The 16,696-nt window shown below is 62.2% G+C and carries 14 protein-coding genes and 1 pseudogene; 6 read left to right on the forward strand and 9 right to left on the reverse strand.

Annotated elements, in window-relative coordinates; genetic code table 11:
• Positions 1 to 5 precede the first annotated feature (5 nt).
• The 4 genes from ACSBQV_RS14905 (at position 6) to ACSBQV_RS14920 (ending at position 5,479) form a co-directional block, all read left to right on the forward strand.
• Positions 6 to 1,346, forward strand: coding sequence for an aspartate aminotransferase family protein (locus ACSBQV_RS14905; protein WP_099785667.1), 1,341 nt, complete (start codon positions 6 to 8; stop codon positions 1,344 to 1,346).
• 10 nt (positions 1,347 to 1,356) lie between these two features.
• Positions 1,357 to 2,865: a CoA-acylating methylmalonate-semialdehyde dehydrogenase gene (locus tag ACSBQV_RS14910; protein ID WP_099818202.1), complete on the forward strand. Its 1,509-nt coding sequence runs from the start codon at positions 1,357 to 1,359 to the stop codon at positions 2,863 to 2,865.
• A 125-nt stretch (positions 2,866 to 2,990) separates the two neighbouring features.
• Positions 2,991 to 4,367 carry an APC family permease gene (locus ACSBQV_RS14915; protein WP_099785671.1) on the forward strand — a complete coding sequence of 459 codons (1,377 nt, stop codon included), beginning with the start codon at positions 2,991 to 2,993 and terminating at the stop codon, positions 4,365 to 4,367.
• Positions 4,368 to 4,369: 2 nt separating this feature from the next.
• A complete protein-coding gene (locus ACSBQV_RS14920) occupies positions 4,370 to 5,479 on the forward strand; it encodes a P1 family peptidase (RefSeq protein WP_099785673.1) in 1,110 nt (369 codons plus the stop codon).
• Positions 5,480 to 5,513: 34 nt separating this feature from the next.
• Here ACSBQV_RS14920 and ACSBQV_RS14925 read toward each other — a convergent pair whose 3' ends face one another.
• From ACSBQV_RS14925 to ACSBQV_RS14945, 5 genes are read right to left on the reverse strand one after another with little or no spacing between them, the layout of a single operon-like run.
• Entirely contained in the window at positions 5,514 to 6,764 is a 1,251-nt protein-coding gene (locus ACSBQV_RS14925; protein WP_099785675.1) for a phospholipase D-like domain-containing protein, read from the reverse strand.
• Positions 6,757 to 7,407: a MotA/TolQ/ExbB proton channel family protein gene (locus ACSBQV_RS14930; RefSeq protein WP_016929215.1), complete on the reverse strand. Its 651-nt coding sequence runs from the start codon at positions 7,405 to 7,407 to the stop codon at positions 6,757 to 6,759. The genes ACSBQV_RS14925 and ACSBQV_RS14930 overlap by 8 nt, the downstream gene beginning before the upstream one ends.
• A 46-nt stretch (positions 7,408 to 7,453) precedes the next feature.
• Entirely contained in the window at positions 7,454 to 9,697 is a 2,244-nt protein-coding gene (locus ACSBQV_RS14935) for a TonB-dependent receptor family protein (RefSeq protein WP_033651386.1), read from the reverse strand.
• 39 nt (positions 9,698 to 9,736) lie between these two features.
• Complete coding sequence (locus ACSBQV_RS14940) at positions 9,737 to 10,468, reverse strand: TonB N-terminal domain-containing protein (protein ID WP_099785677.1); 732 nt, start codon at positions 10,466 to 10,468, stop codon at positions 9,737 to 9,739.
• Position 10,469: 1 nt separating this feature from the next.
• Positions 10,470 to 10,877: an ExbD/TolR family protein gene (locus ACSBQV_RS14945; RefSeq protein ID WP_021504179.1), complete on the reverse strand. Its 408-nt coding sequence runs from the start codon at positions 10,875 to 10,877 to the stop codon at positions 10,470 to 10,472.
• Between the two features lie 492 nt (positions 10,878 to 11,369).
• On the opposite strand from ACSBQV_RS14945, the gene ACSBQV_RS14950 reads away from it, so the two are divergent.
• On the forward strand, positions 11,370 to 11,672 hold the full coding sequence (locus ACSBQV_RS14950) for a DUF5862 family protein (RefSeq protein WP_033651388.1): 303 nt from the start codon (positions 11,370 to 11,372) through the stop codon (positions 11,670 to 11,672).
• A gap of 173 nt (positions 11,673 to 11,845) precedes the next feature.
• Here ACSBQV_RS14950 and ACSBQV_RS14955 read toward each other — a convergent pair.
• The 3 genes and pseudogenes from ACSBQV_RS14955 to ACSBQV_RS14965 all read right to left on the reverse strand — a co-directional run.
• A pseudogene (locus ACSBQV_RS14955) lies at positions 11,846 to 12,763 on the reverse strand (L,D-transpeptidase family protein); the annotation flags it as partial.
• 233 nt (positions 12,764 to 12,996) lie between these two features.
• The gene (locus ACSBQV_RS14960) at positions 12,997 to 13,872 is read right to left on the reverse strand and encodes a helix-turn-helix domain-containing protein (RefSeq protein WP_047025153.1); all 876 of its coding nucleotides are present in this window, start codon (positions 13,870 to 13,872) and stop codon (positions 12,997 to 12,999) included.
• Positions 13,873 to 13,882: 10 nt separating this feature from the next.
• A complete protein-coding gene (locus ACSBQV_RS14965) occupies positions 13,883 to 14,260 on the reverse strand; it encodes a hypothetical protein (RefSeq protein ID WP_099785679.1) in 378 nt (125 codons plus the stop codon).
• A gap of 120 nt (positions 14,261 to 14,380) precedes the next feature.
• Here ACSBQV_RS14965 and ACSBQV_RS14970 point away from each other — a divergent pair, with 120 nt between their 5' ends.
• Complete coding sequence (locus tag ACSBQV_RS14970; RefSeq protein WP_046688172.1) at positions 14,381 to 15,202, forward strand: AraC family transcriptional regulator; 822 nt, start codon at positions 14,381 to 14,383, stop codon at positions 15,200 to 15,202.
• 36 nt (positions 15,203 to 15,238) lie between these two features.
• Here the strand turns inward: ACSBQV_RS14970 and ACSBQV_RS14975 are convergent, their stop codons facing one another.
• Complete coding sequence (locus ACSBQV_RS14975; protein ID WP_046688171.1) at positions 15,239 to 16,375, reverse strand: porin; 1,137 nt, start codon at positions 16,373 to 16,375, stop codon at positions 15,239 to 15,241.
• Positions 16,376 to 16,696 lie beyond the last annotated feature (321 nt).

The raw sequence follows: 16,696 nt of genomic DNA on the forward strand, positions 1-16,696 counted from the left end.
AAAACATGGCCGCTGAAAATTATTCGCTTAATCGTCTCGATGCCGAAGGGTTAGAAGCCCATTGGATGCCTTTTACCGGCAACCGCAATTTTAAAGCGCAGCCGCGCATCATTACTCAGGCCGCAGGGGCGTATTACACCAGCCACGACGGCAGAAAGATTTTCGACGGCCTGTCCGGATTGTGGTGCTGCGGATTGGGGCACGGCCGGCAGGAAATCACCGACGCCGCCCAGCGTCAGTTGGCGACGCTGGATTACTCGCCGGCGTTTCAGTTCGGCCACCCGCTGTCGTTCGAGCTGGCCAACAAAATCAAGGCGCTGACGCCGGCGGGGCTGGATTACGTGTTCTTCACCGGCTCCGGCTCGGAAGCGGCGGACACCTCGCTGAAAATGGCGCGCGCTTACTGGCGCGCCAAAGGCCAGGCGGGCAAAACCTGCTTTATCGGCCGGGAAAAGGGCTATCACGGCGTTAACTTCGGCGGCATCTCGGTCGGCGGCATCGCCGGCAACCGCAAGACGTTCGGCACCGGCGCCGAGGCGGACCATCTGCCGCACACCCTGCTGGCCGGCAACGCCTTTTCGCGCGGCATGCCGCAACAGGGGGCGGAGCTGGCGGAAGAGCTCAACCGCATCATCGCGCTGCGCGACGCCTCGACGATCGCCGCGGTGATCGTCGAACCGTTCTCCGGCTCCGCCGGGGTGATCGTGCCGCCGGTCGGCTATCTTCAGCGCCTGCGCGAGATCTGTACCCAGCATGACATTCTGCTGATCTTCGACGAAGTGATCACCGCCTTCGGCCGCTGCGGCGCGATGACCGGCGCCGAGGCGTTCGGCGTCACGCCGGACATCATGAACATCGCCAAACAGGTGACCAACGGCGCGCAGCCGATGGGCGCCGTGGTGGTGCGGCCGGAGATCTACCAAACCTTCATGAACGGCGGCGAGCCGGACTACCAGCTCGAATTCCCGCACGGTTACACCTACTCCGCCCATCCGGTCAGCTGCGCGGTGGCGCTGGCGACGCTGGACATCCTGCAGCGCGAACAGATGGTGGAGCGCGTACAGGCGCTGGCGCCCTATTTCGAGCGCGCGGTGCACAGCCTGCAGGGGGCCAAACACGTCGCCGACATTCGCAATATCGGCCTGGCAGCCGGCATCACGCTGGCGGCGCGGCCCGGCGAACCGGCGCGGCGGCCCTTCGAAGCGGCGATGCGCTGCTGGGAAAGCGGGTTTTACGTGCGCTACGGCGGCGACACCCTGCAACTGGCGCCGCCGTTCATCAGCAGCGAAGCGCAGATCGATGCGCTGATCAACGCCGTCGGCGATGCCCTCAACGCCACCGAATAAGGAGCGAACCATGACCATTACCCATTGGATCAACGGCGAACCCGCCGCCGCCGGCGAACGCAGCCAGCCGGTTTACGACCCGGCCACCGGCCAATCGGCGCAGGAGGTGCTGCTGGCCGACCGTGCCACGGTGGAGCGCGCCATCGCCGCCGCCGAGCAGGCTTACCCCGCCTGGCGCGACACACCGCCGCTGAAGCGCGCGCGCATCATGATGAAGCTCAAGGATCTGCTGGAGCAGCACGCCGACGCCATCTGCCAATTGATCACCGCCGAGCACGGCAAAGTGCTCAGCGACGCCCTGGGCGAACTGCAGCGCGGCATCGAGAATATCGAATACGCCGGCTATGTGCCGGAACTGCTGAAAGGCGAACACAGCAAAGAGGCGGGCCCGGGCATCGACAGCTGGAGCGAGTTTCAACCGCTCGGGGTGGTAGCGGGCATCACCCCGTTCAACTTCCCGGCGATGGTGCCGCTGTGGATGTGGCCGATGGCGGTCGCCTGCGGCAATACCTTCGTACTGAAACCTTCCGAGCGCGTCCCTTCAGCCACGCTGTATATCGCGCGGTTGGCGGCGGAGGCCGGGCTGCCGCCGGGGGTGCTCAACGTGGTCAACGGCGATCGCGAAGCGGTGGAGACGCTGCTGCATGACGGACGCGTGAAGGCGATAAGCTTCGTCGGTTCGACGCCGGTCGCAGAACACATCTATCACACCGGTTGCGGCCAGAACAAACGGGTGCAGGCGCTGGGCGGCGCCAAAAACCACGCGGTGGTGCTGCCGGACGCCGATATCCCCGGCGCGGTCGGCGCGCTGATGGGCGCGGCGTTCGGCTCCTGCGGCCAGCGCTGCATGGCCATCCCGCTGGTGGTCGCGGTGGGCGACGGCACCGCCGACGCGCTGATCGCCGGGCTGCGGCAACAGATGGCCGCCATGCGCGTCGGCCCCGGCAGCGACAACCGCAACGACATGGGGCCGCTGGTGACTCAACAGCATTATCAGAAGGTGAAAGGCTATATCGATCAGGGCGTGGCCGAAGGCGCCGAGCTGCTGGTGGACGGCCGCGAACTGCGCGTGACGGACGCCGACGGCCGCCCCAGCCAGGGGTATTTCCTCGGCCCGACGCTGTTCGACCGCGTGACGCCCGGCATGCGCATCTATCAGGAGGAGATCTTCGGCCCGGTGCTCGGCGTGGTGCGCGCGGCGTCGCTGCAGGAGGCGATGGCCTTGATCGACGCCCACGAATACGGCAACGGCACCTGCCTGTTCACCCGCGACGGCGAAGCGGCGCGCCACTTCTCCAGCCGCATTCAGATCGGCATGGTGGGGATCAACGTGGCGCTGCCGGTGCCGGTGGCCTACCACTCGTTCGGCGGCTGGAAGCGCTCGCTGTTCGGCGATCTGCACGCCTACGGCCCGGACGCCGTCAGGTTCTACACCAAACGCAAGACCATTACCCAGCGCTGGCCGGCCTCCGGCGACGCCCGCCGCGCCAGTTTCAGCTTCCCGTCGGGGCAGGGGTAACACATAAGAACAATAAACTTCCGGGGAGCAACGCTCCCCGGCATTTAGCGCGCTCCATTTGATTTCTGCGTACAGCCTGTGCAGCAAAACAATAACTCACTCACACGTTAATGGAGTCGTTAACCATGCAAGAGTCCGCCCCTGAACACACTTTCAAAGGCAATCTCAGCGTCCTCGACGTAGTGATGATTACCGCTTCCGGCGTGACGCCGGCCAGTTCGATCTTCGTCATCGCGCCGCTTGCGATCGCCAGCGCCGGCAGCGGCGCCTTTCTGTCGTTTCTGATCGCCGCCTGCGTCGCCGCCACCATCGCGCTGTGTTATGCCGAGCTCGGCGCCGCGCACCCCAGCGCCGGCGGCGAATACAGCATCATCAAACGCCTGTTCGGCACCCTGTGCGGGTTGCAGACCTATCTGTTTATTCTCAGCGCCGCGCTGTTCGTGCCGGCGGTGCTGGCCACCGGCGCCGTGCCCTATCTGAATACCGCGTTGGGCACCTCATTCGACGCCTCCACCGCCGGCATGATCACCGTGCTGATCGGCGGCGCCTGCGCCATTTTCAACATCAAGGCCAACGCCCTGCTGACCGGCGCCTTTCTGGTGGTGGAAGTGGCGGTGCTGGCGCTGATCGCCTGGCTCGGTTTCAGCCATCCGCATCAAAGCGCGGAGATCCTCATCGCGCCGGTGATGCTGGACGCGCAGGGCAGCCTGGCGCCGGTTTCGCTGCCGCTGATCGTCGCCATGGTCGGGGTCGCGCTGTTCTCCTACAACGGCTACGGCGCGGCGGTGTACATGGCGGAAGATATGCGCGAGCAGGGCAAACCGATGGCGGTCGCGATCATGCTGACGCTGGTCATCGTGGTGCTGGTGGAACTGGTGCCGTTCACCGCCCTGCTGATCGGCTCGCCGTCGCTGGCGGAGATGGCCAAACAGGCCGATCCGGTCGGTTATGTGGTCACCCAGCTCGGCGGCCCGACGCTGGCGCGGGTGGTGAGCGGCGCGATCTATCTGTCGGTATTCAACGCCATCATCGCCATCGTGGCGCAGTTCAGCCGCATGATGTTCGCCAGCGGGCGCGACGGCTTCTGGCTGCCGACGTTCAACCGCGCGCTGAAAATCATCCACCCGCGCTTCGGCACCCCCTGGATCGCCACCCTGCTGTTCGGCGTCCCCTCGGCGCTGCTGGCGTTTTGCTCCGATCTCGAGTCGCTGACCTCGTTCACCGTGATCCTGCTGCTGCTGGTGTACATCATCATGGCGGTGGCGGCGCTGATCAGCCGCCGTCGCCGCCACTTCCATCACCCGTACCTGATGCCGCTGTGGCCGCTGCCGGTAGCGGTGGCGTTGCTGTGCTGCCTGTACGTGCTGTGGACGATTTTGATCGCCAGCAGCCTGAAAGACTTTATTATCATTGCCGGCATCATCGGCTTCGGGCTGGCGCTGAACCACTTGCGCGGCCGCCAGACGGCGCCCCTCGCCACCCCCTCAATAGAAGGAGAATAACCATGACGCAGCGCGCTCAGGATCTGGGCATCACCATCGGCCAGGGCACGCCCGGCCCGCTGAACGCCATCACCGACGTGCCCGGCGTGCGCGTCGGCCATGCCAGCCTTCATGCCGATTTGGCGGACGGGCGCAGCGTGCGCACCGGCGTGACGGTGATCGAACCGCGCCCCGGCTCCGCTCGCCACGCGCCCTGCTTCGCCGGCGTGCACGTGCTGAACGGCAACGGCGACGCCACCGGCCTGGAATGGGTGCGCGAAGCGGGCCTGTTGACCAGCCCGATCGCCTTCACCAACACCCACAGCGTGGGGGTAGTGCGCGATGCGCTGATCGCGCTGGAGCGTGAAACGCTGCCCGCGAGCGACAACGCGGTGTACTGGAATATGCCGGTGGTGATGGAAACCTTCGATGGCCTGCTCAACGACATCAACGGCTTTCACGTCAAGGCCGAGCACGTGCGCCAGGCGCAGCAGGCGGCCCGAGGCGGCTTGCCGCAGGAAGGCGCGGTCGGCGGCGGCAGCGGCATGATCTGCCATGAGTTCAAGGGCGGCAGCGGCACCGCATCGCGCCGCTTGCCCGCCGATCAAGGCGGCTGGACGGTGGGCGCCATCGTGCAGGCCAACCACGGCAAGCGCGAGTCGCTGCTGGTCGGCGGTTACCCGGTGGGCCGCCACCTGGGGCATCTCCCCTCGCCGTTCACGCCGCAGTTGCCGCATCCCGGCATGGGCTCCATCGTGGTGGCGCTGGCGACCGACGCGCCGCTGCTGCCGCACCAGTGCGCGCGGCTGGCGCAGCGCGCCAGCATCGGCATCGCCCGCACCGGCGGCGGCACCGAGGACTCGAGCGGCGATATCTTTATCGCCTTCGCCACCGGCAACGACGGCCTGCCGCCCGCCGACTACGCCAATAAAGGCGCTTTCACCACGCCGCTGCGCATGGTGAACAACGACTACATTTCGGCGCTGTTCGCCGCGGCGGCGGAAGCGGTGGAGGAAGCGATCGTGAATGCGCTGCTGGCGGCCAATACCGTCAGCGGCAACGGCCATCGGGCGGAAGGGTTGAGCGCCGAACAGCTGGTGACGGCGCTGGAGAAGGCCGGCTGGCGGCGGTAAACAACGCGGGGCGCGGGTTAATGCGCCCTGATTATCAGGATTCGCCGCCCGGTTTGGGCGTCGGGTAATCGTAATCCAGCTTCAACGGCTCGGCGTAGACGCTGTCCCACAGCTGTTGGTACAGCCTGTCCAACCGCCCGCTCATCGCCGTGCTGTGCAGCACCAGCTCCAGATTGCGCGAGTTGTCCAGATAGCCGCCGGTCCAGTTGCTGGTGCCCACCCAGGCAATCTCATCGTCGATGGTCATCAGCTTGCTGTGGATCACCCGGGAAAACGGGATGAAGCCGCTGCTGGCCGGCGGAATGGTCACCACCTTGATCTGCACGTTCGGCACCAGCGCCAGGCTCTTCAGCCAGGCGATATCCGGCTTTTTGGTGTTCCAGTTGGCTACCATCAACTCGATCTGCACGCCGCGCGCCGCCGCGCTGCGTAGCGCGTTGTCGATGACCGCATAGAAGGGGCGACTGCGCTCCGGGCCAAACGACAGCGGCGCGTAGTCCATCACCTGCACCCGCACCCGCCGTTTGGCGTCGGCCAGCAAACGCGGCAGCTCGGCCTGCGAATCGAGCACGCCCGCCGGGTTGTAGGCGCGCGGGCTGGCCACCAGATAATTGCCCTGCGGCTGCGCCGTCGGCGGCGAATCGGGCAGCGTCGGCACCGGCTTATCCTGCGCCAGCAGCGCCTGCGCCCGCCAGTCCTGTTCGAAGATCGCCTGGATCTGCCCCACCACCCTGGCGTCGCTGATGCGCAGCCCGGTTTCGTGAATGTGTTCCAGCGCGCGCCAGTCGAAGTTCTGGCTGCCGACGAACGCCTGCTCGCCGTCCACCAGCAGATACTTGGCATGCAGAATGCCGCCGCTCAGCTTCTGGTATGGGATGATGCGCAGCTCCAGATTGGGGATCGCCTTCAGCCGTTCCAGCGTCTCGGCGGTGGAGAGGCGAATGCCCTTCTCTTCCAGCAAAAAGCGGATTTTCACCCCGCGCTCACCGGCCGCCTTCAGGTGCTGCAGCACGCCGTCCAGCAGCGAACCGTCCTGATTCGCCACGTAGAACTGCCCCAGATCGATGCGGGTTTTCGCCGCGTCGAACATCTCGCGCCATACCTCGGCGGTGTTGCGCAGGTCGTCGGCCTGCAGCGCGGTTTCCACCGGCGCGGTGTACACCAGCTCATAACCGGGAATAGCAAAACGCGCCGCAGCGCTCTGGCTCAACATCAACAAACAACCGCTCCACAATGCCGCATAAAGGCGGCCGAGCGGCCGCCGTACTGGATGGCCATTAGGCATAGCGCGGCGCTCCGCTGTCAACCCATTGTTCGCCGCTGCCGCTCTCCGGACGGCTGGCCGGTTGACCGGCGCGGATCAGCAGCACCTTCAGCAGCTCGTTGATGCGCTCCATGCGGCTCTGCAGGAAATTGTTGGCCACCAGGCACAGCAGCGCGATGGCGATGCCCAGCCCGGTGGCGTACAGCGCGGTGCCCATGCCGGCCGACACCAGGCTCGGCTCGGACACCCCCGAGGCGGCCAGCGCCTTGAAGGTTTCGATGATCCCCATCACCGTGCCCAGCAGCCCCAGCAACGGCGCGGCGGTGACCACGGTTTCCAGCAGCCACAGGCCGCGCGCCATCGGCGGCTTGCTCAGCAGGTACTGGGCATCGATCAGATCGCCGATCGCCTCACGGTCGCCGGCGCGGTGTTTCTGCGCCAGCACCGGCGCGATCACCGCCATCGGCAGGCTGTTACGCTGGGTCAGCGCGTCCGGCAGATCGGCCGCGCGGCGCACCTCCGGCGTCAGCGCCTGCTCCAGCCTGCGCGCCTGGCGTTGGGTGTAGGCGAAGTACAGCGTGCGTTCGATGATGATCACCAGCGCGATCGCCAGCGCGGCGTACATCACGTAGAAAATAATGTCGTGCAACAGATTGGCGTCCATACAGGGTTCCTCTTCCCCGCCGCCGGGCAGACGGCGGGGCATTCAGTTAAAAGGTGGCTTCCAGCGAGACGCTGAAGGTGCGTTCTTCGCCGACGTTGTAATACGGGGTGCTGGCCTTCACGCCGCCGTAGGGCGCCGCGTTGAAGGTGGTGGTGCGCACCGAGGTCAGGTATTCCTTGTCAAACAGGTTGCTGATGCCAAAACGCAGCGCGGCGCTTTTGACGATTTTCTTGTCCACCGGCAGATGCACCCCCGCCGCCAGATCGAACACCGTGCGCCCGCCGATCTTCTCGTCGTTGGTCAGATCGCCATAGAACGCGCTGACGTACTTGCCGCTGACGCTGCCGTAGTACAGGCCGTCGTCATAACCCAGCGTCATGTTCAGCAGGTTTTTCGGCACGTTCGGCACCTCTTTGCCGGAGGTCGGCAGCGGCAACCCGCCGTTGCTGACGATGTCGCTCTTCTGCTTCGATTGGGTATAGGTATAGGAGGTGTAGTAATTGAAGTTATGCGGCAGTTGGCCGCTCCACTCCAGCTCCAGCCCTTTGTTCTCCACGTTGCCGATGTTCATCATCTCGTAGTCGCCGGCCGCGTTGGTGGTGGAGATCTGGCGATCGCTGTAGCGCATGTAGAACAGCGTGGCGCTCAGCAGCATGTCTTCCTGTTGGAAGCGCCAGCCCAGCTCGTGGTTCCAGCTCAGCTCCGGCTTGGTGCTGAGCGAATCGCCGACGTTGTACAGCACGTAGTTCGGCGGCGTGCGCATGTTGCGCGTCAGGTTGTAGAACACCTGGTTTTCCTGGTTCACCTTATAGCTGGCGCTGAAGTTCGGCAGGAATTCATGATAGGTGGCTTTGCGTTTCTCCGGCGCGTTGTACAGGCTGCCGCGATTGTCCCCTTTACGTTCCACGTACTGATAGGCCAGGCCGCCGACGAAGGTCCAGTCCGGCGTGGCGAACCAGGTATCCTGCAGCCACACCTTCTGCGCCGGGGTGATGGTGTACTGGTTGCGCCCCTGAACGGTGTTGCCGTTGGCGTCCTTCACCTGATCGGAACCGCCCGGCGGCCCCCAAATCTGCGACGGGTTGCCGTCGCCCTTGATGCTGATGAACGGCTGGGTCTGCAGCTGGCGCGCGCGCTCATACCAGTAACCGATATCCAGACTGTGCTGATCGTTGATGTCCCACTTCAGCTTGGTGGTGATGCCCGGCCGCCAGGTCTGCGTCCACGACGGGCGGTAGTAGGTGTTGGATTTCAGGTTGCTGAGATCGTACTGCCCTGCCCTGTCCGACGTGCTGGACAATACCGACGCGGTTTGACCGTTGAAGCTGCCGCCGTTGCCCCAGTAGTAATACGGTTGCAGGGTCAGCGACAGGTTGTCGCGCAACTGCAGCTTCTGGGTGAACGACAGCGTGAAGTTCTCGAACGGGTTGCGCTCGAGCTTGTAATACTTGTTCAACTGTCCGCGGCTGTTGTACTCCGGCGTGGTGGCATAGTCGGTGTCGCGGCCGTCGTTTTGGAACTGCGCCTTGCTCAGGGTGTTGTAGTTGGTGTTGTTCTGGCGGTTGTACTTCATCACCAGATTGCTGCTGTTGCCGTTGCCGTCTTCGTACAGCGAGTTCATCTCGAACTTGTCGGAGTACAGCCGCCCCTCGCCGCGCCACTTCTTCGCCTCGGTGTGCGAATAGGAGAGCCAGTTGCTGAAGCCGTTGTACTCGCCGGTGTCCAGGCGGGCGAAGGTTTTGCTCAGGCTGTTGCTGCCCAGCGTTTGCTTGACGAAACCGCCGAAGTCTTTCGCCGGGCGGCGCGTTACCAGGCCGATGTTGCCGCCGCTGGAGCCGATATGCGGGCCGTCCGCTTCGGAAGAGCCCTGGGTGACGAACACCTCTTCCAGGTTCTCCGCATCGCCCAGCAGGTTCGGGTATACCGCGTAGTTGCCGGAGTCGTTGATCGGGATGCCGTCCATCGACAGGCCGATCTGATCCGAGTTCATGCCGCGCATGGTGTAGTCCACGCCGCTCAGGCCGCTGGCATCATTGCTGTTGACGTTGAGGCCCGGCGTGAACTTCAGCTTGTCGATGGCGTTGGCCGCCGACGGCATTTTATCCATCGCCTCTTTGGTGACGGTGGAGCGCGCTTTGGCGCTGTCGTCCTGCACCATCATGCCGCCGCCGAGCGACTGCCCCTTGACGCTGATGGTGCCGACGTCGGTGCCGTCGGCCGCCAGCGCGGCGCCCGGCAGCATCGCCGACATCACCGCCAGATAGATCCCAGAACGATTGAACGATTTCATGGTGTGCATCCCTTAAAAATCAAACGATTAACCCTTGCGCTAAGGCGCCTGATAATTGAACGTCGCGGTAAATCTTTTGGTTGTTTGCCCGGCGAACGCGTCGCTCGGGAAAGGCTTTACTGAACTGATGCTTTGCAGGCTGCTCATCGCCGCGCGATTCAGCAGCATGCTGGCGGCTTTGTTGGCGATGCCGGAAGAGACCACCCGCCCGCTGCGATCGACCTCCAGCCACACCTCAACGTTGCCCTGCGGGCGCTCGAGGGAGGCCTGACGGCCGGTCGGGTAGCGCTTGCGCTGTTCCAGTTCGCGGCGCAAGGCCAGCAGATAGCCGTTTTCAATCGCCTGCGCATTCACCTTCGGCGCCGCCGGGGCGGCAGGCGCGGGCTGCGCCGCCGGTTTGCTGACCAGCGCGCGCGGGGCGGCGGGCACCGGCGTCGGTTTAGGCTTTTCCACCGGTTTGGCTTTCTCTTTCACCGGCTTGGGTTTGGGCTTCGGTTGCGGTTTCGGCACCGGCTTGGCTTCCACGATCGGTTCCGGCGCCGGCACCACCGGTTCGGGGATCGGCTCCGGCTCGGGCTGGGGGTCCGGCGGCGTTTGCGGTTGAGGTTCAGGCGCCGGTTCAGGCTCCACCAGCGCCAGTTCGATGGCGGTTTCGTCGTAGCGCGGCTGGATCTTCAGCGCCGCCTGCTGGCTGGCGAACAACAGGCAGCCGGCGACAATCAGCGCCGGCAACCAGCTGAAAAGATGACGTGAGCGATAGAGCAGATACATGTCACAGCTTCCGTGTCGCGATGGAGACGGAGAAGAAACCGCCCTGGCGCAGGTTATCCATGACCGCCACCAGCCGCTCGACCGCCACGCCTTTGTCGCTGTTGACGATGATGGTGGTGGTCTGGTTGGCCTGCTGCTGTTGCTTGAGCGTCGTGACCAACGCGTCGAGCGCGATCGGCTGGCCATCCAGCTGCAGCTGTTCGTCGGCCCCCAGCGTGATAATCGCTTTCTTCTGCGGTTTCAGCTGTTGCGCGCTGCCGGCGGACGGCAGCTGCGTTTTCAACCCGAGCGCCGGAATGACGTTCAGGCTGATCAAGACGAAAAACACCAATAAAAACATCATCACGTCGATCATCGGGATCAGTTCGATGTGCGCTTTGTTCTTTTTCGGTTCGTTCCAGTTACGCATGACACTCCCTCACAAAAGCGAAGCAGCCAATATAGGAGGGGTTTGTTTACCTTTTGTTACGCTTGTGTGATCTTATTTTCACAGTGCGGATTTTTTGCGAGGATTTTTTCAATGGCTAACGACGGCAAGGGCTATATAACCCATTAATTAGCGATAGTTTTTATCGGAATAATTGCAATGTGGGCCTAACGCCGTGCGGATGACGAGACAATAAATGTGAAAATAGTGACAAGCTGCGCCAACCGGCGGCGGTTTTGCCTCTCACCTTCCAGCGATATCTGCTATTTTTCCCAAGAACATTCCCAATCCCCCTCTTTAAAACACTCGCCAAAAATGAATGCGCCTATATTTAACCAAATAATACCCTTCATTGAATAGAATATTGCCAATCAAATATCAGCTGTTATATTTTTAAAGTGAAATAGCGCTACGGCGTTATTTTAGAATTTAATTAAACCCACTAAGTCACCCTTTTATTTATAAGGATTGTATATGAAAGTACTTAGTCAATATGAAGAACAGTACGTTAGCGGTGGCGATCTGAACGCGGCCTGGGATGGGCTGTTGGACGGCGCCATGACCGGCGCGCTGATTGCAGGCAAATCCGCAGGCGCAGGCGGCTTTATTGCCGGTGCGGTCGGCCAATTGGTTGGCACCCTCATCGGCGGCGTTGCAGGCGGTGTGGGGCTGGGTCTTTATGGCCTGACGCATACGCAGCAGGAAGTGGCCGACTACGCGAAACATTTCCGCGAGACGATCGGCTCCACCTCGACCTCGGTCGGCGGCAGCCTGTAATAGAAATAAAATGGCCGCCGGCGCGGCGGCTATTTTATTTTTGACGCGCGGGGAATAAAAAAACCGTTAATCCCGGAGACGCGCCGGCGCAAATATCCTGACAGCACTTCGGTTCATAAAAAAGACGCCCGCAGGCGTCTTCTTGGTATTGTCACTGAAGCCCGAGGCGATCAGTTCACTTTCACCGGCATACCGGAACGAGCCTTGATCGCCGCGTCCACTTCGCTCTGGTTGACGCCGGCGTCCATCAGCACTTTGCCGACCGGCGCGGAAATGGTCAGCGGCACCGGATCCTTGGATTGCAGCTGCTCTTCGTTGGCCGACAGCGGGTTGTGCACTTCCACGTAGCGCGAGCCGTCCGGTTCGACGGTGGCCTTCATCGGTTCGTTGATGAACTGCACGCGGGTGCCTACCGGCACGTTCTGGAACAGGTACTTGATGTCGTCGGCGCGCAGACGCACGCAGCCGTGGCTCACGCGCAGGCCGATGCCGAAGTTGGCGTTGGTGCCGTGAATGGCATACAGGCGGCCAACATACAGCGCATACAGCCCCATCGGGTTATCCGGGCCGGCCGGGAACACCGCAGGCAGGATCTCGCCGTCAGCCGCGTATTCGGCGCGCATTTTGGCGGTCGGCGTCCAGGTTGGGCCGTCTTTCTTGCGCTGCACGGTGGTGGTCCAGTTCAGCGGGGTGTCTTTACCCAGCTGGCCGATACCGATCGGCAGCACCACCACGGTGTTGGAACCTTTCGGGTAGTAGTACAGACGCATTTCTGCGCTGTTGATGATGATGCCTTCACGCGGCGCGTCCGGCAGGATCAGCTGTTGCGGGATGGTCAGGGTGCTGCCGGCCTTCGGCAGGAACGGATCCACGCCCGGGTTGGCCTCCAGCATGTTGCTCAGCCCCATCTGATACTGGGCGGCGAAGCTCTCCAGCGGCAGTTTGCTGTCTTCCGGTACGGTGATTTGGATATTTTCGCCCACCAAACGGCTGTCTTTTGGCGGCAGCGGGTAGACGACGGCGAAGGCAGCCTGGCTGAATGCAACCAGTGCCGTAAACAGGGTTAATAACGCGCGAATGCTCATTTTCATCTTCGTGTTGGTCAAGGCCACTGGCGATTATGGGTATTGGTTTCTACGGCCACGTTTCCCCGTTGAATTTCAGCCGGCAGCCAACGGCGCTGCGGCCTGAAAAACCAAGGGGGATTTGACCGGATGCGCATTATATGTGCACATCAATCAAAGTGTGAACCATTACCGATGTAATATCGCAATTTTTTGTAACCTGACGCGCCACGAAGGCGATTTTCTGCGAGAACCGCCGCCTAACTGGCGGCGGCCAGCGCCTCCGCCCGCCGAATGGGGATCAGATATTCACAGCGGATCGCCGCGCCGCCAAGCGGGCAACTGCCCTCCTGCGCCGGGTAGAACCGCTCAATATCCTGCCCTGGCCGGCGGATGGCGTTCATCTGCGGCATGGCGGTGTCATACAGCCGGACAATAAAGTTTTGTAACCCTTCCGCCTGCCCCTGATAGGTGAAACGGGCGTACTCCCCCTGTTCGATGGTCACCCGTTCCCCCACCGCCCCTTCGTCCGGCAAAGCGGCGGTATACGCCATGCGCGGGCAGCCCCGACGCTGCCGGTCGATCTCCAGGCTGGTAAGGCCATACATCACCTCGGGCAGCGTCTGCGGCCGCAGCAGTTGCCGCCAGGCATGGCGACGCAGCTCGCATTTGGAAGCCGCCAACTGCCCCAGCGTAAAGCTGCGGCGTTGCGTGTTGCCCACCAGCTGCATGGCGGGCAGCGTCACGATGTCGGCCTGCGGCAGCGGCGCTTCGGTCAGCCGCAGCGGCGGCTGCAGACCGTAGCTCGACCAATCCTGGCTGCGACGATAGCTGGCCGGCGGCAGACCGAACTGCTTGCGGAAGCAGCGGGTGAAGGTCTGCTGCGAATCGAACTGGTACGTATCGGCGATACAGGCCACGCTGGTGCCGGTCAGGCGCAGTTCGCGCGCGGCGGCGGTCAACCTTCTGCGGCGGGCGTACGTGCCGAGGATATGGCCGGTGTGCTGCTTGAACATCCGCTGCAAATGCCACTTGGAATAGCCGGATTTGGCGGCGATGTCGTCCAGCGTCAGCGGCTGATCCAGGCTCTGCTCGATCCAGGCCAGCAGCTGCTCAATCACCTGTTGCTGGTGCATGGTGTTCCCCTTATTTGCTCAGTAATGTCAGCGCCAACATCCGGCCTGCGGCTTCATCGGCGGCCACCAATATCGGATAGCCCCAGAACCTGGCGCCGTATTCGGCGAATGCTTCCGCCGCCGCGCGTTTGGCGTCGTCCGGTTCAAGCATGATCATGCCTTTCGCCCACCGCTTCAGCGCCGCGCGGTTATCGCGCTTCCACAGCGCTACCTGAGTGCGGGCGTCGCGATCGTGCTCTTCACCTTCATCGCCGACGCTACGATCGGTCATCAGGACGAAAGGCTCGGCGCGCGCCAGCAGCGCGCTGAATTCAGCCAGCTCGGCCTGGGTATCGCGCCCGTTTCGGCGCATCCACACCAGCGGAAAATCGGCGGTATCGAGTGACATAATCAGTTTCCTCGCGAAAGGGTTTAGGACTGGCGCTTACTTTATCGGCATCGGCGCTAGACCACATTGCGCAATCAGGACACAATACTTTTCAATTCCGCCAAATTGAGAATTATTCTCATGAAAGTCCAGATCCCACGCCGCAATATCGATATCGATCAGGTGCCGCGCCCGCTGTTCGCCGTGCAGAGTTCCACCATCGAGCAGGACTGGGAAGTCGAGCCGCACCGTCATCAAAAGGCGCAGCTGATCTATACCGTGCGCGGCATGATCCGCTGCGAAGTGGAAAACGGCCTGTGGCTGGTGCCGCCGCAGTGCGCGCTGTGGATGCCGGGCAACGTGTTGCACAACGCCCAGGGCGCCGGCTCGACCGAGGCTTACTGCCTGTTCGTCGATCAACACGTCGTCGCCGGCTTGCCGCAGAGTTGCTGCACGCTGTCGGTCTCGCCGCTGCTGCGCGAACTGCTGCTGCAGGCCACCACCTTCGAACCGCTCTACGACGAACAGGGCGCCGAAGGGCGCCTGACGGCGGTGTTGCTGGATCAGCTGGTGGCCGCGCCGATCGAGAATCTGCATCTGCCGGTATCCGACGACGCGCGCATACGGCAGTTGACCGAAGGCATGCTGAGCTGCCCGGCGGACAAATCCACCCTCGGGCAGTGGGCGCAGCGCATCGGCATGAGCGAGCGCTCCCTCAGCCGCACGTTGCAACAACAAATGGGCATGAGCTTCGGCCACTGGCGTCGCCAGCTGCACGTGATGCTGGCGCTGCAGCGCTTGACACAGGGTGAGAGCGTACAGACGGTGGCGCTGGATCTGGGCTACGAAAGCGCCAGCGGCTTTGTCACCATGTTCAGAAAGGCGGTGGGCAAACCGCCGGCGCGCTACCTGGCGGAACGCAACGCCGCCGGGCAATCTCCGGGCGGCGCGATCAGCATGTGAACGGCCGGCGCCCGCGCCGGCCTGGCAAGAGGCGGATCAGAAGTCGTAGAACACCGTTATCCAGGTGGAATCCGGCTCGTTGTCGCTGCTGTTGGCCAGCGTGCGCTCCACATACACCGACAGACCGTAGCCGATGGTGGTGCCCGCGCCGAGGTAGACGTGGTTGGCGTGATACGCCTCGTCTCCCTTCAGCCGCAGCGAGTCCGCCGCGACGTAAGGCTGAACGGATTTGAGGAACGGCTTGTCGATATTGAAGGTGTAACCGACGAAGCCTTCCAGCCCGTAGCCGTCACCGGCGAAGAAGTGCGACAGCGTGCGCTGGCGGGTGCTCGGCACATAGTCTTTGTAATAGCTGGCGGTGCCGACGATGTACCAGTTGTTTGGCTGCCAGGTCAACGCGGTGCCGGACAGCTGCTGGTGATAATCCTTTTCGTTGTACAGATTATCTTTGATCTTCGCGTCGGTATAACTGTAGGCGGCGCTGAAGGTGAAATCCTTCGTCACCTTATAATCGAAGCCCAGCCCGCCACCGCCCTTGCGGCGGTAAATCAGGTTATCCGCGGTGTGCAGATCGTCTTCCGGCAATAAATAGTTGGCGTACAGCGTTACCGGCCCGAAATCATTGGTGTATTTGATGCTGTTTTTCGGTTTATTGCCGCCGTCATAATCGCCGGAAATACCGATGCCGGTGCCGCCCGCGTGGCCGTCGTTATCCCAGACGTCGCTTTTGATGCCGACCACGGAATAATAGATGCCGTACTGGTGGCCATAGGTCAGGGTGCCGTAACGATCGTCCTTGAAACCGGCGTACAGCTGGCGCTGATAGTCGCGTTTGCCGTCCTCATTGTAGTGCCCGTCCCAGCTGAGCGCGTGCGCCAGATCGACGCCCCACTCGTAATAGCCGATGATCGAGGTGTCCTGCGTCAGCGCATAGTCGCCGCTGAAGCGAAAACGCGTGCCGCCGTCGTGACCGTTTTTGTCATAGCCCGGCTCCGGGCCGTTATTGAAGATCCACTCGGGGCGAATGCTGCCGCCCACCTTTAAACTGAGCGGCGCCAGCAACACATTGCTCTGCGGGTTTTTATCCAGAATGGTGATCTCGGCCTGTGCGCCGGCGGATAACGCCGACAGCAAGACGCCGCCAATGAATATTGGCGTTGTATTCTTTCTCATTATTACCCCTGCCCGAAAAAATTATTGTTATAAACACGGTGGTCTTAAGCCACGCGGAAATAATTACCCGATGTCAACAGCGCACGCAAGATATAAAAATTCACGTCATAATCTGCCATTATTTCAGGTTGGGCTTATTTTCAGCAGAAACGTGTTCACCTGTAACACGGAGAAAAATAATGTAATAACCGCAGCACGAAATAAACCAATCCGCATCTTTTACCCAAAATAACCCGGCGTGATTATCTGGGAATAAAGATAGCAAATAACAAATAAATATTATTGCCGCAGGTAAACCGTCACGCGAGGGAATTAATTAAT

The organism is Serratia sp. B501 (assembly GCF_051172315.1).
GTDB lineage: Bacteria > Pseudomonadota > Gammaproteobacteria > Enterobacterales > Enterobacteriaceae > Serratia > Serratia ureilytica.